General features: G+C 70.0%; 26 protein-coding genes. 10 read left to right on the top strand and 16 right to left on the bottom strand.

From position 1 onward, the window contains the following. Nucleotides 1–44 precede the first annotated feature (44 nt). Together HUS56_RS02340 and HUS56_RS02335 are read right to left on the bottom strand one after the other, a co-directional pair. Entirely contained in the window at nt 45–980 is a 936-nt protein-coding gene (locus HUS56_RS02340) for a zinc-binding dehydrogenase (RefSeq protein WP_173921812.1), read from the bottom strand. Between the two features lie 76 nt (nt 981–1,056). After that, nucleotides 1,057–2,625, bottom strand: coding sequence for a carboxylesterase/lipase family protein (locus HUS56_RS02335; protein WP_173921811.1), 1,569 nt, complete (start codon nt 2,623–2,625; stop codon nt 1,057–1,059). Between the two features lie 69 nt (nt 2,626–2,694). Here HUS56_RS02335 and HUS56_RS02330 point away from each other — a divergent pair, with 69 nt between their 5' ends. Then, a complete protein-coding gene (locus tag HUS56_RS02330; protein ID WP_371808287.1) occupies nt 2,695–3,960 on the top strand; it encodes an MFS transporter in 1,266 nt (421 codons plus the stop codon). Nucleotides 3,961–4,011: 51 nt separating this feature from the next. Here HUS56_RS02330 and HUS56_RS02325 read toward each other — a convergent pair whose 3' ends face one another. Then, nucleotides 4,012–6,261 carry an ATP-dependent Clp protease ATP-binding subunit gene (locus tag HUS56_RS02325; RefSeq protein ID WP_173921824.1) on the bottom strand — a complete coding sequence of 750 codons (2,250 nt, stop codon included), beginning with the start codon at nt 6,259–6,261 and terminating at the stop codon, nt 4,012–4,014. A 144-nt stretch (nt 6,262–6,405) separates the two neighbouring features. Between HUS56_RS02325 and HUS56_RS02320 the strand changes: the two genes are divergently transcribed. Then, nucleotides 6,406–6,846, top strand: coding sequence for a nitroreductase family deazaflavin-dependent oxidoreductase (locus HUS56_RS02320; protein WP_173921809.1), 441 nt, complete (start codon nt 6,406–6,408; stop codon nt 6,844–6,846). Between the two features lie 54 nt (nt 6,847–6,900). Here the strand turns inward: HUS56_RS02320 and HUS56_RS02315 are convergent, their stop codons facing one another. The 7 genes from HUS56_RS02315 to HUS56_RS02285 form a co-directional block, all read right to left on the bottom strand. Then, on the bottom strand, nt 6,901–8,082 hold the full coding sequence (locus HUS56_RS02315; protein ID WP_173921808.1) for an NAD(P)/FAD-dependent oxidoreductase: 1,182 nt from the start codon (nt 8,080–8,082) through the stop codon (nt 6,901–6,903). Next, a complete protein-coding gene (locus HUS56_RS02310) occupies nt 8,075–8,842 on the bottom strand; it encodes a methyltransferase domain-containing protein (RefSeq protein ID WP_173921807.1) in 768 nt (255 codons plus the stop codon). Before HUS56_RS02310 ends, HUS56_RS02315 begins: the two co-directional genes overlap by 8 nt. A gap of 1 nt (nt 8,843) precedes the next feature. Next, complete coding sequence (locus HUS56_RS02305; RefSeq protein WP_173921806.1) at nt 8,844–9,986, bottom strand: type III polyketide synthase; 1,143 nt, start codon at nt 9,984–9,986, stop codon at nt 8,844–8,846. A 103-nt stretch (nt 9,987–10,089) separates the two neighbouring features. After that, nucleotides 10,090–10,467, bottom strand: a complete 378-nt coding sequence (locus tag HUS56_RS02300) for an SHOCT domain-containing protein (RefSeq protein WP_173921805.1) — start codon at nt 10,465–10,467, stop codon at nt 10,090–10,092. 9 nt (nt 10,468–10,476) lie between these two features. Then, on the bottom strand, nt 10,477–10,923 hold the full coding sequence (locus HUS56_RS02295) for a DUF6325 family protein (protein WP_173921804.1): 447 nt from the start codon (nt 10,921–10,923) through the stop codon (nt 10,477–10,479). A gap of 62 nt (nt 10,924–10,985) precedes the next feature. Further along, the gene (locus HUS56_RS02290; RefSeq protein ID WP_173921803.1) at nt 10,986–11,654 is read right to left on the bottom strand and encodes a GAP family protein; all 669 of its coding nucleotides are present in this window, start codon (nt 11,652–11,654) and stop codon (nt 10,986–10,988) included. Between the two features lie 26 nt (nt 11,655–11,680). Next, entirely contained in the window at nt 11,681–13,024 is a 1,344-nt protein-coding gene (locus HUS56_RS02285) for an ion channel protein (RefSeq protein WP_173921802.1), read from the bottom strand. A gap of 170 nt (nt 13,025–13,194) precedes the next feature. Here HUS56_RS02285 and HUS56_RS02280 point away from each other — a divergent pair, with 170 nt between their 5' ends. Then, a complete protein-coding gene (locus tag HUS56_RS02280) occupies nt 13,195–13,611 on the top strand; it encodes an SHOCT domain-containing protein (protein WP_173921801.1) in 417 nt (138 codons plus the stop codon). Between the two features lie 94 nt (nt 13,612–13,705). Here HUS56_RS02280 and HUS56_RS02275 read toward each other — a convergent pair whose 3' ends face one another. Both HUS56_RS02275 and clpS read right to left on the bottom strand, forming a co-directional pair. After that, on the bottom strand, nt 13,706–14,194 hold the full coding sequence (locus HUS56_RS02275) for a DUF2017 family protein (protein WP_173921800.1): 489 nt from the start codon (nt 14,192–14,194) through the stop codon (nt 13,706–13,708). Nucleotides 14,195–14,196: 2 nt separating this feature from the next. Next, nucleotides 14,197–14,487, bottom strand: a complete 291-nt coding sequence (clpS, locus tag HUS56_RS02270; protein WP_254431244.1) for an ATP-dependent Clp protease adapter ClpS — start codon at nt 14,485–14,487, stop codon at nt 14,197–14,199. Nucleotides 14,488–14,746: 259 nt separating this feature from the next. Here clpS and HUS56_RS02265 point away from each other — a divergent pair, with 259 nt between their 5' ends. From HUS56_RS02265 to HUS56_RS02245, 5 genes are read left to right on the top strand one after another with little or no spacing between them, the layout of a single operon-like run. After that, nucleotides 14,747–15,568 (top strand): alpha/beta fold hydrolase, encoded by an 822-nt coding sequence (locus HUS56_RS02265; protein WP_173921799.1) that lies wholly within the window; start codon nt 14,747–14,749, stop codon nt 15,566–15,568. Continuing rightward, nucleotides 15,565–17,103: a bifunctional diguanylate cyclase/phosphodiesterase gene (locus HUS56_RS02260; protein ID WP_173921798.1), complete on the top strand. Its 1,539-nt coding sequence runs from the start codon at nt 15,565–15,567 to the stop codon at nt 17,101–17,103. The genes HUS56_RS02265 and HUS56_RS02260 overlap by 4 nt, the downstream gene beginning before the upstream one ends. Continuing rightward, a complete protein-coding gene (locus tag HUS56_RS02255; RefSeq protein WP_173921797.1) occupies nt 17,091–17,393 on the top strand; it encodes an ATP-dependent DNA ligase in 303 nt (100 codons plus the stop codon). Before HUS56_RS02260 ends, HUS56_RS02255 begins: the two co-directional genes overlap by 13 nt. Before the next feature lie 40 nt (nt 17,394–17,433). Beyond that, complete coding sequence (locus HUS56_RS02250; protein ID WP_173921796.1) at nt 17,434–17,748, top strand: ATP-dependent DNA ligase; 315 nt, start codon at nt 17,434–17,436, stop codon at nt 17,746–17,748. A gap of 43 nt (nt 17,749–17,791) precedes the next feature. After that, a complete protein-coding gene (locus HUS56_RS02245; RefSeq protein WP_254431243.1) occupies nt 17,792–18,058 on the top strand; it encodes a hypothetical protein in 267 nt (88 codons plus the stop codon). A 9-nt stretch (nt 18,059–18,067) separates the two neighbouring features. On the opposite strand, the gene HUS56_RS02240 is transcribed toward HUS56_RS02245, so the two are convergent. After that, nucleotides 18,068–18,850, bottom strand: a complete 783-nt coding sequence (locus tag HUS56_RS02240; protein WP_173921795.1) for an EAL domain-containing protein — start codon at nt 18,848–18,850, stop codon at nt 18,068–18,070. Nucleotides 18,851–18,961: 111 nt separating this feature from the next. After that, nucleotides 18,962–20,122 carry a class I SAM-dependent methyltransferase gene (locus HUS56_RS02235; RefSeq protein WP_173921794.1) on the bottom strand — a complete coding sequence of 387 codons (1,161 nt, stop codon included), beginning with the start codon at nt 20,120–20,122 and terminating at the stop codon, nt 18,962–18,964. 96 nt (nt 20,123–20,218) lie between these two features. Here HUS56_RS02235 and HUS56_RS02230 point away from each other — a divergent pair, with 96 nt between their 5' ends. Together HUS56_RS02230 and HUS56_RS02225 are read left to right on the top strand one after the other, a co-directional pair. Continuing rightward, complete coding sequence (locus HUS56_RS02230) at nt 20,219–20,527, top strand: hypothetical protein (protein ID WP_173921793.1); 309 nt, start codon at nt 20,219–20,221, stop codon at nt 20,525–20,527. Between the two features lie 93 nt (nt 20,528–20,620). Next, a complete protein-coding gene (locus tag HUS56_RS02225; RefSeq protein ID WP_173921792.1) occupies nt 20,621–21,325 on the top strand; it encodes a hypothetical protein in 705 nt (234 codons plus the stop codon). Between the two features lie 13 nt (nt 21,326–21,338). Here the strand turns inward: HUS56_RS02225 and HUS56_RS02220 are convergent, their stop codons facing one another. Both HUS56_RS02220 and HUS56_RS02215 read right to left on the bottom strand, forming a co-directional pair. After that, nucleotides 21,339–21,761, bottom strand: a complete 423-nt coding sequence (locus HUS56_RS02220; RefSeq protein WP_173921791.1) for a heat shock protein transcriptional repressor HspR — start codon at nt 21,759–21,761, stop codon at nt 21,339–21,341. Nucleotides 21,762–21,765: 4 nt separating this feature from the next. Next, on the bottom strand, nt 21,766–22,752 hold the full coding sequence (locus HUS56_RS02215; RefSeq protein WP_173921790.1) for a DnaJ C-terminal domain-containing protein: 987 nt from the start codon (nt 22,750–22,752) through the stop codon (nt 21,766–21,768). Nucleotides 22,753–22,818: the final 66 nt, after the last annotated feature.

The raw sequence follows: 22,818 nt of genomic DNA, 5'->3' as shown, positions 1-22,818 counted from the left end.
GTGATCCCTGCCGGTGCGCCGATGCACGCCGCGACGAGAGCCCCTCACACGTGCGGCACGAACTCCTGCCACGCGAGGCGCTTCTCGCGGCGCGGGTCGAGCTCCACCCGATCGTCGCGGTCGAAGAGCCGGCGCACCGGCATTTCGGGCCCGCCGTTCGGCACCCCGACGTACCCGACCATGCCGCCGGGACGCGCCGACCGGATCGCCTGGTCCATCGACTCCTTGGTGCCGACGCACTCGAGCACGCGGTCGGCGCCGATGCCGTGGGTGAGCTCCTGCACGGCCTTCACCCCGATCTCCCCGCGCTCGGCGACGACGTGGGTCGCCCCGAAGTCACGGGCGAGCGCCTGCCGCTCGGGATGCCGCGACATCGCGATGATCGTCGTGGCGCCGAGGCGGCGCGCCGCGATGACCGCGCAGAGCCCGACGGCGCCGTCGCCCACGACCGCGACCGATTCGCCAGACCCCACCCCGGCCGACACGGCGGCGTGGTGACCGGTGCTCATGACGTCGGACAGCGCGAGCAGGCCCGGGATCTGCGCGTCCGTGATCTCGTCGCGCACGGGCACGAGCGTGCCGTCGGCCAGCGGCACCCGCACCCGCTCGCCCTGCCCGCCGTCGGCGAACCCGCCGAGTCGGTCGACGCCGCCCCACCAGCTGCCGTGCAGGCATGATGTCGACACGCCGTTGCGACAGTTGATGCAGGTGTTGTCGCACACGTAGAACGGCGCGATCACGAAGTCGCCCACGTCGACGCGCTCGACCCGATCGCCGACCGCCTCGACGACCCCCACGAACTCGTGCCCGATGCGATGCGGCTCGCGCGTCGGCGTGATGCCGCGGTACGGCCACAGGGCCGACCCGCAGACGCACGACGCGACCACGCGCACGATCGCGTCGCCACCGGTCGAGAGCTCGGGGTCGGGAACCCTCTCGACTCGGATGTCGCGGGCGGCGTGGATCACGGTGGCGAGCATGGATCTGAGCCTATGCCTCATGCGCATCGCCGGTGATCCCTGCCGGTGCGCCGATGCACGCCGCGACGAGAGCCCCTCACACGTGCGGCACGAACTCCTGCCACGCGAGGCGCTTCTCGCGGCGCGGGTCGAGCTCCACCCGATCGTCGCGGTCGAAGATCAGCGTGCGACGTTCGTCCTCGTCGTAGCGCGGCCACTCGGGGCCCGGCGACCCCGATGCCGCGAACCGCACCCAGAGCCGCTGCATCCGCTGCCCGATCTCGCGGTACATGCGGCGCCCTCCGAGCAGGGTGAGGCCGGCGCCCGTGTACGTGTCGAACTTCTCGAACAGGGCGAACAGCTCGAGGCCGTGCGTCGCGTCGAGGCCGATGAGCTTCGCGATCCCCGGCGCCGCATCGAAGCGGTAGAAGTATACGGGCGCGTACCGCGAGTGTCGCTCGGCCACGTTCACGCTCGGGAACCAGAACGTGAAGTCGCCGCCGAAGTCGGCAGCCGGACGGCGCTCTGGGAGCCCGGGATACTGCCGCTTGATCGCCTTGCGCGCCTTCTTGCGCGTGTTCGCGAAGATGGCGCGGATGCGCGGCTTGGTCGTGGGGAGGATGCCGATGCGGCCCTCGAACAGCGAACCCTCGCGGTCGTTCGTGCCGATGAGGAGCGGTACACGGTGCGCGAGCCCGTCGCGGAAGGCGTCCAGCGGGCGCCGCGGAAGGAAGTCGCCGTCGATGACGGGCGCGAGGCTGATGGTGCCGGGGTGCTCGTCGGGCGTCCGGATGGCGAGCGCCGTCGCGGCATCCGACAGCACCGTCGTGTCGGCCGTGCGCAGCATGACCGCCGCGTCTTCGAGCGATTCACTGTCGAAGTCGTCGTCGTCGACTATGCGGCTCAGTATTCGCACGTACTCGCCGGCCCACTGCGCCGCGACGTGGGGAGGATAGACGGCGTTCGCGGGCGAGCTCTGCGCGATCGCACGGGAGAACAGCCCCTCGGCCGCGGGCACGGCGAGCAGCGTCGTCACGGCGTTCGCACCCGATGACTCGCCCGCGAGCGTGACCAGGTCGGGGTCGCCGCCGAAGGCGCGGATGTTGCGGCGGACCCACTCGAGGGCGAGCACCTGGTCGCGCAGCCCGAGATTGCAGTCGAACGGATGCCGCGGGGTCGAGTAGGCCCGGAAGTCCAGCCACCCGAGCGCTCCGAGCCGGTAGTTGAGGCTCACGTACACGACGCCGTGTCGCCGTACGAGCAGCTCGCCCTGCCGCGGGTACTCGCCTGAGGAGCCGACGGCGTACCCGCCCCCGTGGATGAAGACGATGACCGGACGCCCGGCTCGGGTCACGGAGCCGCCCGGCTCGTTGGGCGCGATCACGTTGACGCTCAGGCAGTCCTCGCTCCGCGGCAGGCGCGGGTGCGCCCCGATGAACTGGCCGCGACGGTTCTGCGGTGCGACCGGCCCGAACTCGGCGGCGTCGCGCACGCCGCCCCACCCGGGCGCCGGCACCGGCGCGCGGAAGCGTCGCTCGCCGCCTGTGTCCGCCCCGTACGGGATGCCGCGCCACATCCTGACGCCGCGACGACGGATGCCGCGGACCGCGCCGGCTGCCGTCTCGACGACGAGGTCGGCGGCACGCGGACCGGTGCGAAGTTCCATGACTGCAGCGTAGATGGATGAGGTGAACCTCAGATGCGCGATGTCGGAGGGATCCGCAAGGATACTCTGGTGATCGGCATCAGGAGCTTCTGGAGCGCGCTTCCCACCGAGGGTCGCTGGCTGCTGTCGACGGTCGCGATCCAGACGCTCGGCCGCGGCCTGACCCTCCCGGTCACGATCATCTACCTCCATGAGGTCCGCGGCTTCGACCTCGCCCTCTCCGGCACGCTGATGAGCCTGATCGCGATCACCGGGCTGCTCGTGACCGGCCCCGGCGGCAGCCTCATCGACCGGTACGGTGCGCGGGCGGTGCTGCTCACCGGGCTCACCGCGATGATCGCGGGCTGCACGCTGCTCGCGTTCGCCACCCATCCAGCGGTCGCGGCCGTCGCGCTCGTGCTGATCGGGGTCAACTTCGGCGTCTCGTGGCCGGGCTTCAACGCGCTCATCGCGTCGGTCGTCGAGGGCGACCTGCGGCAGCAGTACTTCGGCGTGAACTTCGCCCTGATCAACCTCGGCATCGGCGTCGGGGGAATCATCGGCGGGTTCTACGTCGACGTCGACGCGCCCGAGACGTTCACGGTGATCTTCCTCATCGACGCCGCGAGCAGCCTCATCCCCATGGCCCTGCTGCTCGGGCCGCTGCGGCACGTTCGCACGCAGGCGCAGCCGACGCACGACACCCCGCCGACCGGTGGCTACCTCGAGATCATCCGGCAGCCGGCCGTGCTCTGGCTCACCCTGCTCACGTTCATCGCGATGTTCATCGGCTACGGCCAGATGGAGGCCGGCTTCCCGGCGTACGCCCGGCAGGTGGCCGAGGTCTCGACGCGTGTCGTCGGCTTCGCGTTCGCCGTCAACACCGCGGTCATCGTCCTGCTCCAGTTCACCGTGCTCAAGCACATCAGCGGCCGCCGCCGCACCCGCGTGATGCTCGTCATGGCGCTGGTGTGGGTGCTGTCGTGGCTCGTGCTGGGCGCGGCGGGTCTCCTGCCCGACACGCTCGCCGCCGCGATCGGCGTGCTGGCCTTCATGGGCGTGTTCGCGTTCGGCGAGACGCTGCTGCAGCCGACCGTGCCCGCGGTGTACAACGACCTCGCCTCCGACCACAACCGGGGCCGATACAACGCCATCAACTCGGCGGCGTTCCAGGGCGGCGCCATCGCCGGGCCGATCGCCGCGGGGCTGCTGCTCGACCGCGGACTCGACGCGCTCTACATCGCCGTCATGGTGATCGGATGCCTCGGCATCCTCGCACTCGCCCTCGCCCTCGAACGCCGCATCCCCGCGAACGTGAACGGCGTGCGCGAGACCGAGCCGGTCGTCGGCGACTGAGCCGCGCCTGTCGGCCGGCAACAGCCAGCGACGACTCGAAGAGCTCGGGGTCTACTCGATGATCTCGGCGTCGATGATCTCGTCGTCGTCGGGCCCACCCGACCCGGCCGTGGCGCCCACCGGCCCCACACCGGCGCCGACGGGCACGTCGGCGCGCGCCACCCGCAGCGACTCGCCGTCGGCGGCGAGCTCGACGACGACGGTGTCGCCGTCGCGGATCTCTCCGGTGAGCAGCTCGCGCGCCAGACGATCGTCGATCTCGCGCTGCATGAGCCGCCGCAGCGGACGCGCACCATAGAGCGGGTCGTAGCCGCGCTCGGCCAGCCACGCGCGAGCATCGGGCGTGACGCCGAGCGTGAGCCGTCGGTCGTGCAGCCGCTCCGAGAGTCGGTCGATGTACAGGTTGACGATCTCGCCCAACTCGTCCTCGGAGAGCGCCGAGAACACGACGATGTCGTCGAGCCGGTTCACGAACTCGGGCTTGAACGCCTGCCGCACGGTCTGCAGCACGGCCTGCTCCTTCTCGTCCCAGCTGAGCGTCGGGTCGATGAGGTACTGCGACCCGAGGTTCGAGGTGAGGATGAGGATCGTGTTGCGGAAGTCGACCGTACGACCCTGCCCGTCGGTAAGGCGTCCGTCGTCGAGCACCTGCAGCAGCACGTCGAACACCTCGGGGTGCGCCTTCTCGACCTCATCGAACAGGATCACCGAGTACGGGCGGCGCCGCACGGCCTCGGTGAGCTGACCGCCCTGGTCGTACCCGACGTAGCCGGGAGGCGCGCCGACCAGGCGCGAGACCGAGAACTTCTCGCCGTACTCCGACATGTCGATGCGCACCATCGCGTGCTCGTCGTCGAACAGGAACTCGGCGAGCGTCTTCGCGAGCTCGGTCTTGCCGACGCCGGTCGGTCCGAGGAAGAGGAACGAGCCCGTCGGTCGATTCGGGTCGCTGATGCCGGCGCGGGATCGGCGGATCGCATCGGCGACGGATGCCACGGCCCGCTTCTGCCCGATGAGGCGCTTGCCGAGCTCGGCCTCGAGGTGCAGCAGCTTCTCGGTCTCGCCCTGCATGAGCTTGCCGACCGGGATGCCCGTCCACGCCGAGATCACCGCGGCGATGTCCTCCTCGGTGACCTGCTCGTTCACCATGCGAGGCTCGCCGCCGCCTTCACCCGCGGCATCCGCCTGCTCGGCCGCCTCGAGATCGCGCTGAAGGTTCTTGATGGTCTCGTACTCGAGCCGCGACGCCTTCTGGTAGTCGGCCTCGCGCATCGCGCGATCTCGCTCGGTGATCGCCTCGTCGAGCTGCTTCTTCAGCTCGCCGACCCGGTTCAGGCCCATCTTCTCGCGTTCCCCCCTCGCCTCGAGCTCGGCGAGGTCGCGCTCCTTCTCGACGAGGGTCTCGCGGAGCTTCTCGAGCCGCTCCTTCGAGGCCTCGTCCTTCTCCTTCTTGAGCGCGAGCTCCTCGATCTTCATGCGGTCGACCTCGCGCTTCAGCTGGTCGATCTCGACCGGCGAGGAGTCGATCTCCATCTTCAGCCGCGACATCGCCTCGTCGATGAGGTCGATCGCCTTGTCGGGCAACTGTCGCGCCGTGATGTAGCGATTGGAGAGCGATGCCGCAGCGACGAGCGCGGCATCCGAGATCGTGACCCCGTGGTGGGCCTCGTAGCGGCCCTTCAGCCCGCGCAGGATCGCGACCGTGTCTTCGACCGACGGTTCGCCGACGTACACCTGCTGGAAGCGACGCTCGAGCGCGGCGTCCTTCTCGATGTACTCGCGGTACTCGTCGAGCGTCGTCGCGCCGATCAGTCGCAGCTCGCCGCGCGCCAGCATCGGCTTCAGCATGTTGGATGCCGCGACCGACCCCTCGCCGCCGCCGGCGCCCATCAGCAGGTGCAGCTCGTCGACGAACGTGATGATCTGGCCCTCGGCCTCGTTGATCTCTTTCAGCACGCTCTTCAGGCGCTCTTCGAACTGGCCGCGGTACATCGCGCCCGCGACGAGCGCCGAGATGTCGAGTGACACGAGCTGCTTGTTCTTCAGCGACTCGGCGACGTCGCCCGCCACGATGCGCTGTGCGAGCCCCTCGACGACCGCGGTCTTGCCGACGCCCGCCTCGCCGATGAGCACGGGGTTGTTCTTCGTGCGTCGAGTCAGGACCTGGCTGACCCGGCGGATCTCGGCGTCACGGCCGATGACCGGGTCGAGCTTGCCCGCCCGCGCGAGGTCGGTGAGGTTCACGCCGAACTGTTCGAGCGCCGACTGCTGCTCTTCCTGCGAGCTCGGCGCGCCCTGCATGTTTGCCACGGATGCTCCCCTTCGTTCAAAGCTGAGTCTACTACACTCAACTTTGTCGAGCGGGTCGGTATTTCCAGGAATCGGCAGGAATGACCGGCGCCGGTCGACGGTTGACGAGATCAGGACCGGAGCGAAGGAGAATGGATGCCGCTGCAGGGAGAGTACGCGCCGAGCACGTCCGACTGGGCACGCAAGCAGGCCGAGACGTTCGAGGCGACGAACGGGTCCGAAGCGAACACCCTGCGGGGGCGGCCGATCATCGTGCTGACCAGCGTCGGAGCGAAGTCCGGCAAGCTCCGCAAGACGGCGCTCATGCGCGTCGAGCACAACGGCGAGTACGCCGTCGTCGCGTCGATGGGCGGCGCTCCGAAGCATCCGACCTGGTACTGGAACCTGAAGAAGCACCCGCACGTCGAGCTGCAGGACGGCGCCGAGAAGCACGACTACGTCGCCCGCGAGCTCGAGGGCGAGGAGCGCGAGCTCTGGTGGCGTCGCGCCAACGAGACCTGGCCGGCCTACGACAGCTACCAGCGGCGCACCGACCGGCTGATCCCGGTGTTCCTGCTCACGCGTCGCGAGGCGTAGCCACCGAGTCGCCCGAATACGGGGAGAATCAGGCAACTCGGCCGTCGACCGGCTTCACAGCCACCGCATCGTGAACGCCCGCGCGAGCAGCGCCCGCAGCGGGGGGATCCCGAGCACGCGCACGGTGGCATTCCGCGCGCGCAGCCGCAGACCCGACGCCGGGGCACCCATCGCCATGTTGAACGCAGCCTGGCGGATGGCGCGCCGCGCCGCCGCGCGCCGAACGCGGTCGTACGCCTCGAACGCCTCGGGCGGCGCCCCGACCTCGAGCGCCACCGCCAGGTCGTGATCCAGGCGCATCGCGTCGAGCCATCCGAGGTTCATGCCCTGCCCGCCGATCGGGCTGATCTCGTGCGCCGCATCGCCGGCGAGAGCCACGCGTCCATCGGCCATCCGCTCGGCGAGGTGCTGCCGCGCCTCGAACGCGCTCGGTGGCTCGGCGACGCCCGGGTCGAACGCCCCGCCCGTGCGGGTGCGTACGATCGTCGCGAGCGCCGCGGGCGTCAGGTGCGCCGGCGGCCGCCGCACCCAGGCCACCCAGCGACGTCGACCACCGGGCATCGGGAACGACTCCACGACGCCGGCGGGCTCGAAGTGCAGCAGGGCGCTCGCCGGTGCACCGGTGTCGTCGCGAGTGTCGCCCATCACGTAGTGCGCGCGCCCGCGATGCGGCATCCACCTGATGCCGACGAGATCCCGGATGCCGCTGCGCACGCCGTCGGCTCCCACGACATAGCGCGCCGGCAGCGTCGCCGCGGTGCCGGTGCCGGTGCCGGCCGCGGTCGCCACTACGTCGACGTGCGTGCCCCGATCGTGGAGCTCGCGGACCTCGACGCCGCGCCGGAGGCTGCCGGGACGGAGCTCCTCGAGCCGGCGCTCGAGCAGCGCCTCGGTCTCGAGTTGCGGCAGGGAGAGCACGGGCGCCTTCCGGCCGAACCTCATCCGGCCGAGCACCCGCCCCTCGCACGTGACCTGTCCGTCGGCGATGCGCACGGCGCGGGCCCGCACCTCGTCGTCGAGGCCGGCGAGCGCGAGCGCACGAAGACCGGGCGGGTGGATGCCGATCGCCCGCGAACGCTCCGACCGCTCGGCACGCCGTTCGAGCACGACCGCATCCAGCCCGCGCCGCGCGAGGAGGCACGCGAGCAGCAGCCCGACCGCGCCGCCCCCGACGATGACGACGTCGTGGCGAGCCTCGGTCGCGGCATCCGCACCACTGGCCGGAGGCTCAGGCATCGCCACCATCCCCCCAGACCACCTCGAGACGCGACGGGAAGCCGCGCCGCACGCGCCACCCGGGGGGAAGCACCGCGGCGAGCTCGGCCGCGGTGAAGCTGCGCCGGACCGACACCAGTCCGTCGGCGCGGATGAACGATCCTGCCAGGATGTTGCGATCGAACGGCAACGTGCCGAGGGAGAAGCCGAGGGACCCGAACCGGGAGCGCTCGATGTCGCCGTGCACGGCGATGCCGCCCTGCTCGACGAGTCGCTCCGAGTCCGCGAGCAGGGCGCCCAGTTGCCGGCCGTCGAGATGATGCAGCACGTGATTCGACATGACCACGTCGAAGCGTTCGCCGGCACGGGCGAGTTCGTCGCTGGTGACCCGCCGCAGCACGAGTCCCCGATGGGCCGGCTGCCGCAGCGCCCAGTCCAGCGCTCGCGAGTCGGGGTCGATCGCCGTGACCTCGAGGCGCAGCCCGTCGGCCTCCGCCCAACGCAGCAGCGCCCGCGGCAGGGCGGCCCCGCCGGTGCCGATGTCGAGCACGCGACGAGTGGCCGTCGCGGACAGGGTCGGACGGATCCACCGCCGGTACACCGCCCGCGGATTGGAGACGATGAGGTTCACCAGGCGGAAGTGCGCGTACGAGCGCTCGAGCGCCTCGACGTCGCCGTCGGGATCGTCCATGCGCTCGACGCCCGTCTCGTCGCGCTGCCGCAGTCGTCGAAGCGCCCGCCACGTCGACTCGACCGGCGGGGAGATCGGCGGGCGCGTCATCTCAGGCGCGCACCGTCATCAGGGCCGACTCGACCGTGAGCCCGGGCCCGAACGCCATCGCGACGACCCGATGACCGTCGCCCGCGGCATCCGACTCGAGGATGTTCCGAAGCACGAACATGACCGTCGCGCTCGACATGTTGCCGAAGTCGCGCAGCGTCTCGCGGGCGGGCACGAGCTGCGCCTCGCTCAGCCGGAGTCGGGACTCGACCTTGTCGAGGATCGACCGCCCGCCCGGGTGGATCGCCCAGTGCTCGATCGCCGCACCCGCCGTGTCGGCGGCCAGCGCCTCGGTGAGCGCGGTGTCGTGGTCGACCAGCGGCTCGATCGCGCCCGTGATGTGCTCGTCGATGATCGCGGGAATGGCGTTCGAGAGCACCATCTCGAAGCCGTGGTCGCCGATCTTCCACGCCATGTCGTCTTCGCCCTTCGGCGTGATGCGCGTCGCGAATCGGTCGAGGTCGAATGCGCGCTCGCCCTCCGCGGGCTCGCGTGCCGAGACGACTCCGGCGGCCGCGCCGTCGGCGAACAGCGACGAGGCGACGATCGTGTCGGGGTCGCTCGACGAACGCAGGTGCAGCGTGCAGAGCTCGACGCTGATGACGAGCACGACGGCCGCGGCATCCGCTTCGCACAGCTGCTTCGCGATGCGCAGGGCGGGAATGGCGGCGTAGCAGCCCATGAATCCCAGGTGATAGCGCTCGACGCCCGCGTTCAATCCGAGCTCGCGCGCGACCATGAAGTCGGGGCCGGGTGCGTAGAAGCCGGTGCATGAGACCGTCACGACGTGCGTGATGTCGGATGCCGCGATGCCGGGTGTCGCGCCGATCGCCACGCGGCCCGCCTCGACGTACAGTGCCGTGGCCTGCTCGGCGTAGATCTCGTTCCGCGCCTTGGTGCCGGGCAGCAGCAACTCGCCGCTGTCGATGTCGAAGAACACGGGCACGTCGGGGTGCGCATCGCGGCTGAGTTCATCGAGCACGGTGTGGCGCTTCTCGATGCCCGACACGTTGAACGACGTCGTGACGATGCGTTGCGCGAGGCGGTTCAGCCCGGGCTGGGCCGCGAACACGTCGCGCACCTCCTCTTGGATGAGGACAGTGGGTGGAACGACGGTCGAGACGCCCCGCAGCGTGATGGTCATGCCTCACCCTAGGCACGGCGACGGATGCCACGACAGGGCTTGCAGGAACCTCGCGGCTTCTCCGCTCGACGGCGTGCAGGGCGCAACAGGTCGCAACAGGTGATCAGCCGAGGAGCTTGGCCTTCGCTGCGGCGAACTCCTCGTCGCTGAGGATGCCCCGCTCCTTCAACGCGCCGAGCTTCTGCAGTTCTGCGACGAGGTCGGTTCCACCCCCACCCGCAGGGGCCGCCGGCGCGGCCTGCTGCTGCGCGGCGTACTGCTGCTGCGCGGTGTACTGCTGCTGCGCGGCCGCCTGCTGCGCCGCGGCCTGCATCTGGGCCTGCTGCTGCTGCGCCTCGTACTGCTGCTGGTCGTACTGCTGCTGCGCCTTCTCCTGCTGGTGGCGTTGCACGCTGCCGCTGACGGCGGTGGCGGTGCCGGCGACGACGGCGGTGCGAGCCGCCATGCCGATCAGCCCCGGTCGCCCGACTCTCCTGAGCATCGTCTCCTCCTACTCCGCTGCTGCCGCCTCGGCCTCTTCGGCCTCGGCCATGATCGCGTTCACGACGGGGGCCGGGATGCGCTCGGATTGCAGCAGCATCCCGCCCGATTCGGCGAACCGCGAGGCGAGCCGTTTGGCCCAGACCAGTTCGATCGCAAGCATCGCGCCAGAGGTGCCGGGTGGGATCACGTCGCCGAGCTCGGCGACGTCCTCCTCGCCCACCAGGCCGTTCGCCTCGAGCTCGATCTCGGTCACGTCGATCTCATCGCCGAGGTCCTCGATCTCGACGATGTCGAAGTCGCCGTTCTCGGAGCGTGACACCACCACGGCGTCGAGCAGACGGATATCGCCGGCCTCGACGAGGTCTCCGATCGCCTCGAACGTCGCAGCGTCCGGTCGCTCACCCGGGAACCCGACGACCAGGATCTCCACCGGTCCGTACTCGAAATCAGGCATGTTCCCCCCTTTCCTGAGGGCAGCGTACGCCCAGGGGGAACCGCTCGGGAAGGGCCGATCACTCAGAAGCTGCCGAGGCCCTTGCCGATGACCACCACGCCGATGACGAGCAGCAGCACCGCCATGACCGTCGCGTTGTTGTGCACGAGCCAGCCGCGCAGCGATTCGAGCGGCGCGGTCATCCGCTTGGAGGCGAGCAGGTAGGCGGCCACCGGGATCGCCACCGAGCAGCCCGCGATCACGGTGAACACCACGACCACGAGCGTCGTCTCCCCGACCGACAGTCCGCCGGTGCCGATGACCACGCCCGCACTCGCTGCCAGCAACAGGTTCTTCGGGTTCACGGCCGCGAGGAGGAATCCGAGCCCGAACCCGCGACCGGCGGTCATCGTCTCGACGGCGGCCATCCACTTCGGAAGCGCGGGTTCCTCACCGGGCTTCGGGCGGCTCCGCCACTGGCGCGCGGCGAGCACCAGCAGGCCGGCCCCGAGCAGGATCTTCAGGGTGCCCCCGACCGGCTTCGAGGCATCCCCCTGCTCGGGAAGGATCGAGGCGAGCAGCGTGAATGCGACGACGGCGGCGACGATGCCGACCAGCCATCCGATCATGAAGCCGATGCTCGTCGCCTTCGCCCGCAGTGAGAGGAGCATCAGGATCGCGGCGATGATCGGGATCGGACTGATCGCCACGCCGAGCGCCAGCGGCAGGATGTCGCCGATCACGGAACCCATGTCATCTCCTCCACGATCGGATGCCGCTACCGAGCGGATGCTTCGCCCGCCGTGCCCGGCGCGGCATCCGCCTCACCTGAACTGGTGCCCTTCTCGACAGCCGCGGGCACGGGCGGCGGCTCGATCCTGAACTCGGGTGCGCCCGTGACGAGCAGCCAAGCCGGGAGCACCGCGAGACAGAGGGCCGGCAGCAGCGCGATGTCGCCACCGGCCACCGCGACGGCGACGAACAGCGCGATCCAGCCGTCCCGGGTGACCACGAGCACGACGCCGAGCACCCCGCAGGCGAGGGCGAGGCCCATCGGCAGCGCCGGCATGAGGGCATACCCCAAGAGTCCGAGTGCGGCGCCGATGAACGTCGCCGGGAACACCCGGCCGCCGCGGAACAGCGCGCTCGCCGCAACGAGCAGGGCCAGGATCTTGATCCCGGCGATGGTGGCGAGCTGCGACGGATCGTAGTCGTCGGCGTTCTCGATGAGCTCGCCCATCTGGTCGAGGCCCTTGAACATCGTGATCTCACCGCCGATGAGGCCGAGGATGCCGAGGACGAAGCCGCCGACGACGGGGATGACGATCGGGCTCCGGAGGGCATGCAGGATGCGGTAGATCACCGGGAAGGCGGCGAGCGCCGCCAGCGCGACGACGGTCGCGGCGACCGCGACCACGATGCCGAGCCCGATCGCGAGCGGGTCGGGCGTTCCGGCCGACGGGATGTCGAATGCGAACGGCGGCGCGCCGAGGAGGTGCATCGTGATCGCTCCCGCGCCGGCCGCGGCGACGGGAAGGAAGAGCTTGTCCCACAGCGAGCCGCCCTCGCGGACCGCCGCGACGATGCCGGTGAACACGAGGGCCGCGGCGACGGGAGTGCCGAACAGCGCGCCGATCGTGGCCGACGCGGCCAGCAGCATGGAGATGCGCGGCGACATCTTGGGGATGAGGCGGGCGAGTACCGCCACGATGAGCGCGGTGTTGATCGCGATGATCGGATTCTCGGGGCCGAGGCTCACCCCGCCGGCGAGGGCGAGGATCGTCACGAGCGCGAGTCCCGGCAGCGCCTTCAGGCGGAGCGGCTCGGAGACCAGCTCGGTCGTGGCCGAATCGGGCCCACCATGCCCCGGCAGGAACCGGAGCGCGAGACCGACGGCGAGACCCGTGATCGTCAGCACGACGACGACCCACCAGCCCCACGGATCGACGCCGAACGCGTCGGGCAGCGTCTCGTAGAGCACGTTCTCGAGCAGGCTCGCCAGCTGCTCGAGTGCCCACAGCACGAACGCCGAGACGGCCCCGACCAGGATCGCCGGGATCGCGAGCACGAGCAGGCGACGCGGAGTGACATCCGGATCCCTCGGTGGCACGGCGAGGCTCATCACGGTCCCTTCCGGGCGGCTGCCATCGCCGGAGTGCCTGGTCCCCCGATCGCGACCTCCCGGGTGAAGCGTAGCGCTGCGGATGTCTGGACGTCTCGACTCGCCGCGCGGTAGGTTCACCTCAACGGCGCCCGCTGGGAGGCGCGCCGAGTGGAGCGGAGGGGCTGCACATGAATTTCTGGAACAGTTTCTGGGACGTGATCTGGTGGTTCCTTTGGGTGTTCGCGTTCGTCGCGTACCTGATGGCACTCTTCGCGATCATCGGCGACCTCTTCCGCGACCGCCAGCTCAACGGGTGGTGGAAGGCGGTCTGGATCATCTTCCTGATCTTCGTTCCCTTCCTGACGGCGCTGATCTACCTCATCGCGAGGGGTCGGGGCATGGCCGAGCGCTCGCAGCGCGAGGCGCGGCAGTACCAGGCGGCGACCGACGAGTACATCCGTCAGACGGCGGGCACCTCGGCGAGTCCCTCCGATGAGATCGCGAAGGCGAAGGCGCTGCTCGACGCGGGCACCATCAACCAGCAGGAGTACGAACTGATCAAGTCGAAGGCGCTGGCGCACCCGTCGCAGAACGTGAGCGTCTGACGCCGGCCGATCTTCGCGACCGGAACGGGGTCGGATGCCGCTGCGGCATCCGACCCTTCTGGTTGCACCGGTTCTGCGCGCAGGGCCCGGCGCTCTACGAGTCGGTCGGGTCGAGCACCTCGAGCATCGACCCCTGCACGAAGCCGGCCCACTCGTAGGCGGCGCGTAGGTAGTCGTCGCGGGTCTCGTCGGACTCCTCGTCGCCCTCCTCGATGACGCCGACGCGCTCCGACAGGATGAGCCGGAGGTCGGTGAGGAACGTGAGCCATCCCCACGCCTCCGATTGGTCGAGCTCGATCTGCACGACGCTGTCGCGTTCGTCGTCGACGGCCGTCGCGTCGCGCACCCGTTGTGCTGCCTGTCGCTTCCCGTCGACGAGACTGTCACGCGTGTACCTCGCGAATTCGCGACCCGAGTGCGGGTCATCGGGGTAGGCGTTGGGCAGCAGCCGTCCGAGCGCGGGATCGTCGGCTTCGCCGAGCAGGAGCACGGAGTCGACCTGGTCGGCGAGCTCCGACAGGAGCATCGCCTCCTCGGCCTCCAGCACCAGGCGGACGCCCTCGCCACCGCTTCGTCCTGCCACGATCATCCGTCGGCCCTCGACACCGTCGCCTGCAATCCGAACCCGTGCATGGCCTCGACGTGACGCTCCATCGCCTCGCGGTTGCCGGTCGCGACGACGGCGCGTCCCTCGTTGTGCACCTTCAGCATCAGGCGTTCGGCCTTCTCGCGCGAGTACCCGAAGTAGGTCCGGAACACGTAGGTCACGTAGGTCATCAGATTGACGGGATCATCCCATACGATGGTGCGCCACGGCTCTTCGGCGACGACGCCTGTGGCGGCGTCGACGTCGAGACGTTCGAGCGTGGAGGTCACGCCTCCAGCCTGACACGAGGGGGCACCCGATGAAAGCCGCCAGGGCGTCCGGATGACGCGGTTGCCGACCGAGCGCCGCCTCGCGTCATACTGGACAGGAGCTCACCCGTCAAGCCCCCTTGACATTGTGGCTCGAACCCTCTGTTCTTCGGGAGCTGAAGGTAGGGTCGATGGACGGAGAAGGATCCCCCGCCTCCGATGCCGGCACTGGCCAAGGGTCACCTCGACCCCCGGCACCCTTCTATCCGGCAGGAGCCGCATGACCTTCACGCTGTCCACACCCTCGACCGACGTCGTTCGAAGAAACAACGTCACGATGTCAGGATCGCCGACCGGCCGCCCCATCGTGTTCGTGCACGGCTTCGGCTGCAGCCAGGAGATGTGGCGACACGTCGTGCCGCACTTCGAGTCGGATCATCGAGTGGTGCTCCTCGACCTGGTGGGTGCCGGCGGCTCCGACGTCACGGCCTACGACCCGATCAAGTACGACTCGCTGCACGGCTATGCCGACGACGTCCTCGAGATCCTCGAGGCCCTCGACCTCCGCGATGTCGTCTTCGTCGGACACTCCGTCGCCGCGACCATCGGCGTCCTCGCCGAGACGACTGATCCCTCGCGGTTCGGATCACTCGTGCTCGTCGGGCCCTCGCCGCGCTACATCGACGACGAAGACTACCGCGGCGGCTTCGAGCGTGAGGACATCGAGGGCCTCCTGGATGCACTCGACGCCAACTACCTCGGCTGGTCTGAGTCCATGGCCCCGGTCATCATGGGCAACACCGAGCGGCCCGAACTCGGACGTCAGCTCAGCGACAGCTTCTGCTCGGTCGATCCCGAGATCGCCCGGCACTTCGCCCGCGTGACCTTCCTCTCCGACAACCGGCGCGACTTCAGCGGCGTGCGCACGCCCACCCTCGTGCTGCAGTGCTCCGACGACGTGATCGCGCCCACCTCCGTGGGGCGATACGTCCATGAGCAGATCCCCACGAGCCGCTTCGTGCAGCTGTCGGCGACCGGTCACTGCCCCAACCTTTCGGCTCCCGATGAGCTCGCCGACGAGATCAGGGCGTTCCTCTCATGAGCAACTCCAACGCCGCACCCGTCCATCGCGAGCAGGACGAACCCGACCGGCGCGACGATCGCCCCGCCCTCGATGCACGTGATGCATTCGAGGAGCTCTTCGAAGAGGCACCCTGCGGGTACCTGGAGACGACGTACGACGGAGTCATCACGCGGGTCAATCGCACCTTCGAACGGTGGACCGGACATTCGCGCGACGCGCTGCTCGGCACCGCCTTCGTCGACCTCCTCACCTCGTCGGGGCAGCTCTTCTACGAGACTCGCTACTCGATGGTGCTGAGCCTCGCGGGCGAGGTGCGAGAGGTGGCGCTCTCGGTCCGTCGCGCCGACGGTGCCGAACTCCCGATCCTCGTCAATGCGGTCGTCGTCACCGGCGACGACGGTGAACCCACCGGCATCCGCACGGCCGTCTTCGATGCGACCGAACGCCAGGACTACGAACGGCAGCTGCTCCTCGCCCGCCGTGCCGCCGAAGCATCCGAGGCTCGCGTTCGAGTACTCCAGGACGCGTCGACCGCGTTCGCCGTGGCGACCACAGCCCGTGAGCTCGCCGCCGCCCTCGTCGTGAGCGCCGGGTCCGCGCTGCGAGCCACGGCCGCCGTGCTGCTCGGTGGCGCGACCGGACCCCTCGACCTCGTGGCCGGCGACGAGACGACGCTCGCACTGATGTCCGACGGGCTCGGCGCCCTCGCCGAGCAGGCGATCGGCTCGGGCGAGATCGTCACCGTCGAAAGCCTCGATCAGGCCGCCGCGATCCTGCCCGGGCTCGACCACGCCCTGCATCGCAACCGGTTGAGCGCCCTCAGCATCGCACCCCTGCGTCCCGGTGGACGTACCCGCGGCGTCGTCGTCTCGCTCTTCGGACGCGACCAGGAGATCGATGCCGAGAGTCGCGAGATCCAGGCGGCCCTCGCACGTCAGGCCAGTCAGGTGCTCCGCCGCGTTCGACTGCAGGAGGAACTCGAGCACCAGGCGATGCACGACGGGCTCACCGGCCTCGCCAACCGCAAGCTGCTCGAGGAGCAGCTCGTCGCCGCCATCGCCTCGGCGTCTCGCAGCGGGCGACCGCTCTCGGTCGTGTTCGTCGACCTCGACGGATTCAAGGCGATCAACGACGGGCTGGGCCATCGGGTCGGCGACGACGTGCTCGCCGAGGTCGCCGCTCGCCTGCGTTCGGTGGCCCGAGCCGGAGACCTGGTGGCACGATACGGCGGTGACGAGTTCGTCATCCTCTGCGAGGGCGCCTCGAAGAAGGACGGCGCCACCGTCGCCGAGCGCTTCCGGGAGGCCGTACGACGCCCGCTCCATCGGGTGCCCCCTCGATACGCGATCTCCGCGAGCATCGGAGTTGCGGTGTGGCCCGCCAAGGGGCCTGCTCCAGAGGCCGACCTGCTGCTGCACACGGCCGACGACGCCATGTATGCGTCGAAGGGCATGGGCGGCGACCGGGTCACCGTGGTGCAGCCGATCACCGCGACCGACGGATTGGACACGACGCTCGACGACCCCCGACCGGAGGCTGCATGGGAACACTGACGTACGACTCCACCATCACCGCGGAGTTCGACGACCGTACTCTGGCCCATCTGCAGGTGGTGATCTGGTCGAAGCTGCGCCGAGGCGAACACTTCGCGTTCACGTTCGGAAACGAGGCCCCGCCGGCGCAACGCACGTCGGTCTGGTGCAGCCCGACGATCCCGATGGTGTTCCGGTTCGACGAGCCCGACCCGCCCGAGCTGAATGTGCGCTGGCTCGAGCTGCTCACCAAGTCGGCCAACTCGGCCGGTGGCCTGCGGCCGCTGCCCGAGCCCGAGGCGACTTCGTGAGCGCAGGGCGCAGCACGACCGAGCGAGGAGGAGGAGAACCATGGGCCTGCTGATCTACGGCGCGCGGGTCTCGGAGTTCGAGATCGAGGATCGAACGCTCGCCCACCTGCAGTTCGTCGTCGCGACGAAGCTGCGGCGTGGCGAGCAGTTCATGTTGACGTGGAATCACGGCATGGAGCGAGGCAGCGGACGGAGCTCGATCTGGATCAGCCCTTACGTGCCCGTGCACTTCAAGTACCACGGCAACCGCCCCCCGAAGCTCAATCGTGCCTGGCTCGAGTTGATGATGGACGGGGCGAACAGCCCGGCCGGGCTGCATCCGATCCCCGAGGCCGCCGCGGGCGGTCCCGAGTGAGCCACATGCGACAGTCGCAGCAGCGAGAGAACGGAGGTGCGGTGTGAAGATCCACCGCTTGACGGTCGATGGACGAGACTACTTCCTGCCCGACCCGATCGACGAACTGCGTGCCCAGATCCTCAAGGCGATCCAGGCTGGAGGAGGGTACGTGAACATCCCGCCCCTCCGCGGCGGACCCGGCATCGACATCCTGTTCTCGCCGGGAATGCCCGTCACGTGGTCGCAGATCGATGTCGGCGGTGAGCCGGGCGAGGGCGCGAACGGTGAGGCCGACGAGGCGTACGAGGATCCCTACGAAGCGCTCTGACGCTCGTCGTCACGCACGTACTGCGGCGCCCCGTGCGGGCCGGTGCGCGAGGCGAGCCGTGATGCTGCGGGCGGCCACGGGTCGGCCGAACAGGTAGCCCTGCGCTCGATCGAACCCCAGTTCGCGCACGGCGACGAACTGGGGACGCGTCTCGACCCCCTCCGCGACCGAGCGGAGGCCGTGATCCCGAGCGAACCCGAGCAGCTGCGCGGCCGCGCCGCGGTCGTCGGGCAGGCGCCTGATCACCGAACGGTCGACTTTCAGCTCGGTGATCGGCAGCGCAAGCACGCGGGCCCGGGCCTCCTCGACGGTGCGAACATCGTCGACCGACACGCCGACCCCCAGGGCGCGGAGACCGTCGAGCGCCTCGGCGGCCTCGGCGGGCACGGGTCGTGTCTCGGTGAGTTCGAGGGTGAGCAGCGATGCCGGCATCCCGAATGCCCGGAGGTGGTGGGCCACGCGCTCGACGAAGCTCCGCTCGCGGAGCTGCGCGGCAGCGACGTTCACCGCGACCTCGATGCGACGGCCGGCGCGCGCGAGCGTTGCGCCGTACCGGCAGGCTGCCTCGAGCATGACATCGCCGATCGCGACCATCGCCCCCGTCGCCTCCGCGAGCGGGATGAACTCCCCCGGCGCGATGACGCCGCGACTCGGGTGACGCCAGCGACTCAGCGCTTCGAGCGCGACGAGGAGCCCGTCGTGGAGATCGACCTGCGGCTGGTACTGGGCGATGATCTCGCCACGCTCCGCAGCGACCCGCAGCTCTCGGGCGAGCCGGTCACGCTCTGACATGGCATCCCTTCCGGGCGTCGCACGACGCCCGGGACATTGTGACTCGCAGCCACCGATCGGACGAAACGGCAGACAGAACGCGATTCGATGCGTATACTGCCCGACCGCACCTCAGGCTACCCGATGATTCGAGGCGGTCACGGTGAACTTCGCATTGCGCGCGACCTGCCGTGTGGGGCCGACGAGCCGCTCGAGCAGCGGCCGGTAGCGCAGTGGCGAATTCCACACGCACCAGAGCTCGCCGCCTGGTGCGAGCACCCGTCCTGCCTCGGCGAAGAGGTGCCGGGCGATGCCCGTGTGCAGCGCGGCACCGGAGTGGAACGGCGGGTTCAGCACGATGAGCTCCTCGCTCGAGTCGGCCAGCAGCTCCAGCCCGTCGGCCTGGGTGACGTGCGCCCGGTCTGCCACGCCGTTGGCCTCCATGGTCCGGCGAGCGGATGCCGCAGCCGCCGCCGAGCGGTCGGTCGCCGTCACCCGAAGCGCGGGGCGCTCACGCGCGAGCCACGCGGCCACCACGCCCGAGCCGCACGCGAGGTCGACGGCGGTCGCGGCATCCGGAACCGCATCGTGGAGGTGCTCGAGCAGGAAGCGGGTGCCGACGTCGATGCCCGTACCCGCGAACACGCCCCCGTGCGCGACGACCGTGAGCCCGAGGTCGTCATGCCGCTGCCGCCGCGGCCACGTGGTGGCCCCCGGCGGTCGAGTAGCGCCCGAGGACGTCGGACGCGCATGCCGGCCGGGTGCCCGCGCAATGAGCACTCGCGACTTCTGCCGCGCGTGCGAAACGTCGACGCGGGCGAACCACCTTGCGAGCACATCGTTCATCGCGAGCGACATGTGCTTGATGCGGCCGCCGGCGACCACGGTGACGTCGGACGCTGCGTGCCGAGCGATCAGCCCGGCCAGCTCGTCGAGCCGATCGAGCGAGCGGGGCAGGCGCAGGAGCACGAGCCGGGCGTCGCGAAGCACCTCCGCGCCCAGCGGCATCGACCGAACCGCGCCCGCCAGGTGGAGTCGTTCGGCGTTCGCCTCGAGGGCGCGTTCGCCGGTGATCAGGTCCTGATGCACGCGGATGCCGCGGCCGCGCGTCGCGGCGGAGCCCAGCGCGAGTGCTCCGTAGGCGTCGTCGAGCACCACGAGCTCGTCGGCCGCGACCTCGGCGGCGAACGGCGCGGCCTCGTCGAGGATCAGCCGGTCCGCGGCATCCGACGCCTCGAGTCCCGGCCCCTCGATGTCGGGATGCCGGCGCAGGGCACCGAGCTCGAACTGCATGTGCCAAGGCTACGAGGATGCCTGGCTGGGAGGCGCGCTGCGCGGCTAGTGTGGGCCCTGACCCACCGCAACTGCTCGTGAGACGTTGGAGGAGCCATGGCCGAACGACCGCATGACGTGACCGACCTCTACCTGGCCCCGGTCCTGCTCGAGGCCGACAGCCGCCTCGAGCAGCTGGGGTCGCTCTCGTCCGACGACCGCGACTTCCAGATCACCCTCGAGACGAACATCGAGCCGCGCAATGGCGCCGAACGCAGGAAGGCGCTGCTCGAGACGATACGGCGCCGGGTCGACCTCCACGGGTGGGAGTTGTCGCTCACCGAGCGCGGCCTCGCCGTCTCGCACGACGACCGGGTGATCGTGCTCGGCCTGCCGGCGAACCTCCGGGAGTACGTCGCCGACTGACCCGCGAGCGCCCGACGGGCCGGCGAGCGCACGACCCGTCGCGCGGACGCCCCCTGTGCAGAGCGCGGATCCCTTTGCTAGCCTCGGTCGGGCATGCGCAACGCACGGCGGGCAGGGGGAAGGCGCGCGGCACGGCACACGGTCGCGGCGCCGATGCGGCGTGCACGGCGCGGCATCCGTCGGTTCATCGGTGCCTTCGCGGTCGTGACGGTGTTCGGCATCGTCGCGACGCTCGCCCTCGTGCCGCCCGCCCCCCATCTGAACGCGTCCGCGGCGACGGCTGATGCCATCGACCCGCGCACGCAGGAACTGCGCGTCGCCGGCCACGTCGAGTCGCCGACCGTCTCGCAGGAGTCGTACGTGGCCAGCACGGGCCCCGAGACCCTCATCGCGTCGGGCACCAACGCCGACTGGGCGAAGCTCGTGCTGATCAACGGGGGCTGGCCCGTGACCGAGGAGAACGTCACGGTCATGCTGCAGTGGATGCGCGAGGAGAACGGCACCGACAACTGGTGGAACCGGAACAACCCGCTGAACAACGGGCACGGCTCGGGTGGCGGCAGTGGGCTCGGCAGTTACGACAGCCTCGTGACGGCGGCATGGTACGCCGCCGACAACCTGCGCAAGCGCTCCTTCTACACCGCCATCGTGGCCGCCCTCGAGGACGGCACGTCGGCGCATGCGGTCGCGCAGGCGATCTGGGCCTCGCCCTGGGCCGAGAGTCACTACGGCCATGGCTCCTGGTGGTCGACGAACCCGGTGCCCATCGTCGAGGCGCCGGCGGAGGCCTGGGGCTAGGGACCTGCGGGGATCAGTCGCGGTCGAGCGGACGCCAGACCACGACCGCGTTCTCGCGACGCAGACGCGTACCGGCACGGAGGGAGACCACGTCGCCCGCGGGTCCCGCCGCGAAGACGCGGCGACCGGGTCGGTTGAGCATCTCGTCGGCGAGCGCGCTCTCGAGCTCGCGCACGCGGGCGCGCAGGGTCGAGACTTCGTCTTCGAGCTCGAGCACGCGACGGATGCCCTCGAGGCTCACGCCCTCGCTCGAGAGCTGCGCGATCTCGCGCAACTGGGCGACGTCGCGCATGGAGTATCGGCGCGACTTGCCCGCCGTGCGGGTCGGCGAGACGAGCCCGAGCCGGTCGTACTGGCGCAGGGTCTGCGGGTGCATGCCGGCGAGCTCCGCCGCGACCGAGATGACGAAGAGCGGGCTCTTCTCGTCCACCCTCATCACCTCAGCTTCGAGCCTTCGCGATCAGTTCATCGCGGGGATTCTCGTCGGGCAGCAGGGCCGCGAACTCCTCGAGCTTCTCCTGGGCCTCCTTCGACAGATGCGACGGCACGGCGATCTGCACGACCGCCAGCAGGTCGCCCTTGCCCTTCGAGGTCTCGACACCGCGGCCCTTCACGCGCAGCACTCGACCGCTCGGCGTGCCGGGAGCGACCTTCAACTTCACCGGATTGCCGCCCAGCGTGGGCACCTCGATGGTCGCTCCGAGCGCCGCCTCGGTGAACGTCACCGGCACGTTGACGCGCAGGTTGAGGCCGTCACGTTCGAAGACCGGATGCTTGCGCACGTTCACGGTCAGCACGATGTCGCCGGGCTCGCCCCCGTCGGGAGACGGGTTGCCCTTGCCACGCAGCCGGATCTTCTGCCCGTCGGCGACGCCCGCCGGGATGCGCACGTTGATGGGCCGGCCGTCGGACGTCTGCAGCGTGATCTGGTCGCCCTTGGTGGCCGTGATGAAGTCGAGTGTGGTGGATGCCACGACATCGCGGCCCTTGGTGGGGCCACCGAATCCCCGGTACCCACCGCTCGGCTGCCCGAACCGGCCACCGCCGAACAACCCTCCGAGCAGGTCGTCGTAGTCGCCACCCTGCTGGAACGTGTAGCGCGTTCCGCCGCCCTGGCCGAACACGTTGCCGAAGACGTCCTCGAAGCCGCCGGTGCCGCCGGCACCGCCGGGGGCCGTGAACCGGGCTCCGGACCCCATCGCCCGGATGGCGTCGTACTCCTTGCGCTGCTCGGGGTCGGAGAGTACCGAGTGCGCCTCGCTGATCTCCTTGAACTTCGCCTCGGCGGCCGCGTCGCCCGGGTTCGAGTCGGGGTGGTACTTGCGCGCGAGCTTGCGGTACGTCTTCTTCAGCTCTGCGTCGCTGACGTCTTTGGAGACGCCGAGCACCTGGTAGAAGTCCTTCTCGAACCAATCCTGACTGGCCATCGGCACCTCCTCTCTCGAAATCTACTGCGTGCCCATGCGGGTCGAGGAGCAGCCGGCGTGGCCGGA

It is taken from the genome of Agromyces sp. Marseille-P2726 (genome assembly GCF_902809835.1).
Taxonomy (GTDB): domain Bacteria; phylum Actinomycetota; class Actinomycetes; order Actinomycetales; family Microbacteriaceae; genus Agromyces.
This window is presented reverse-complemented; position numbering and strand designations above follow the sequence as displayed.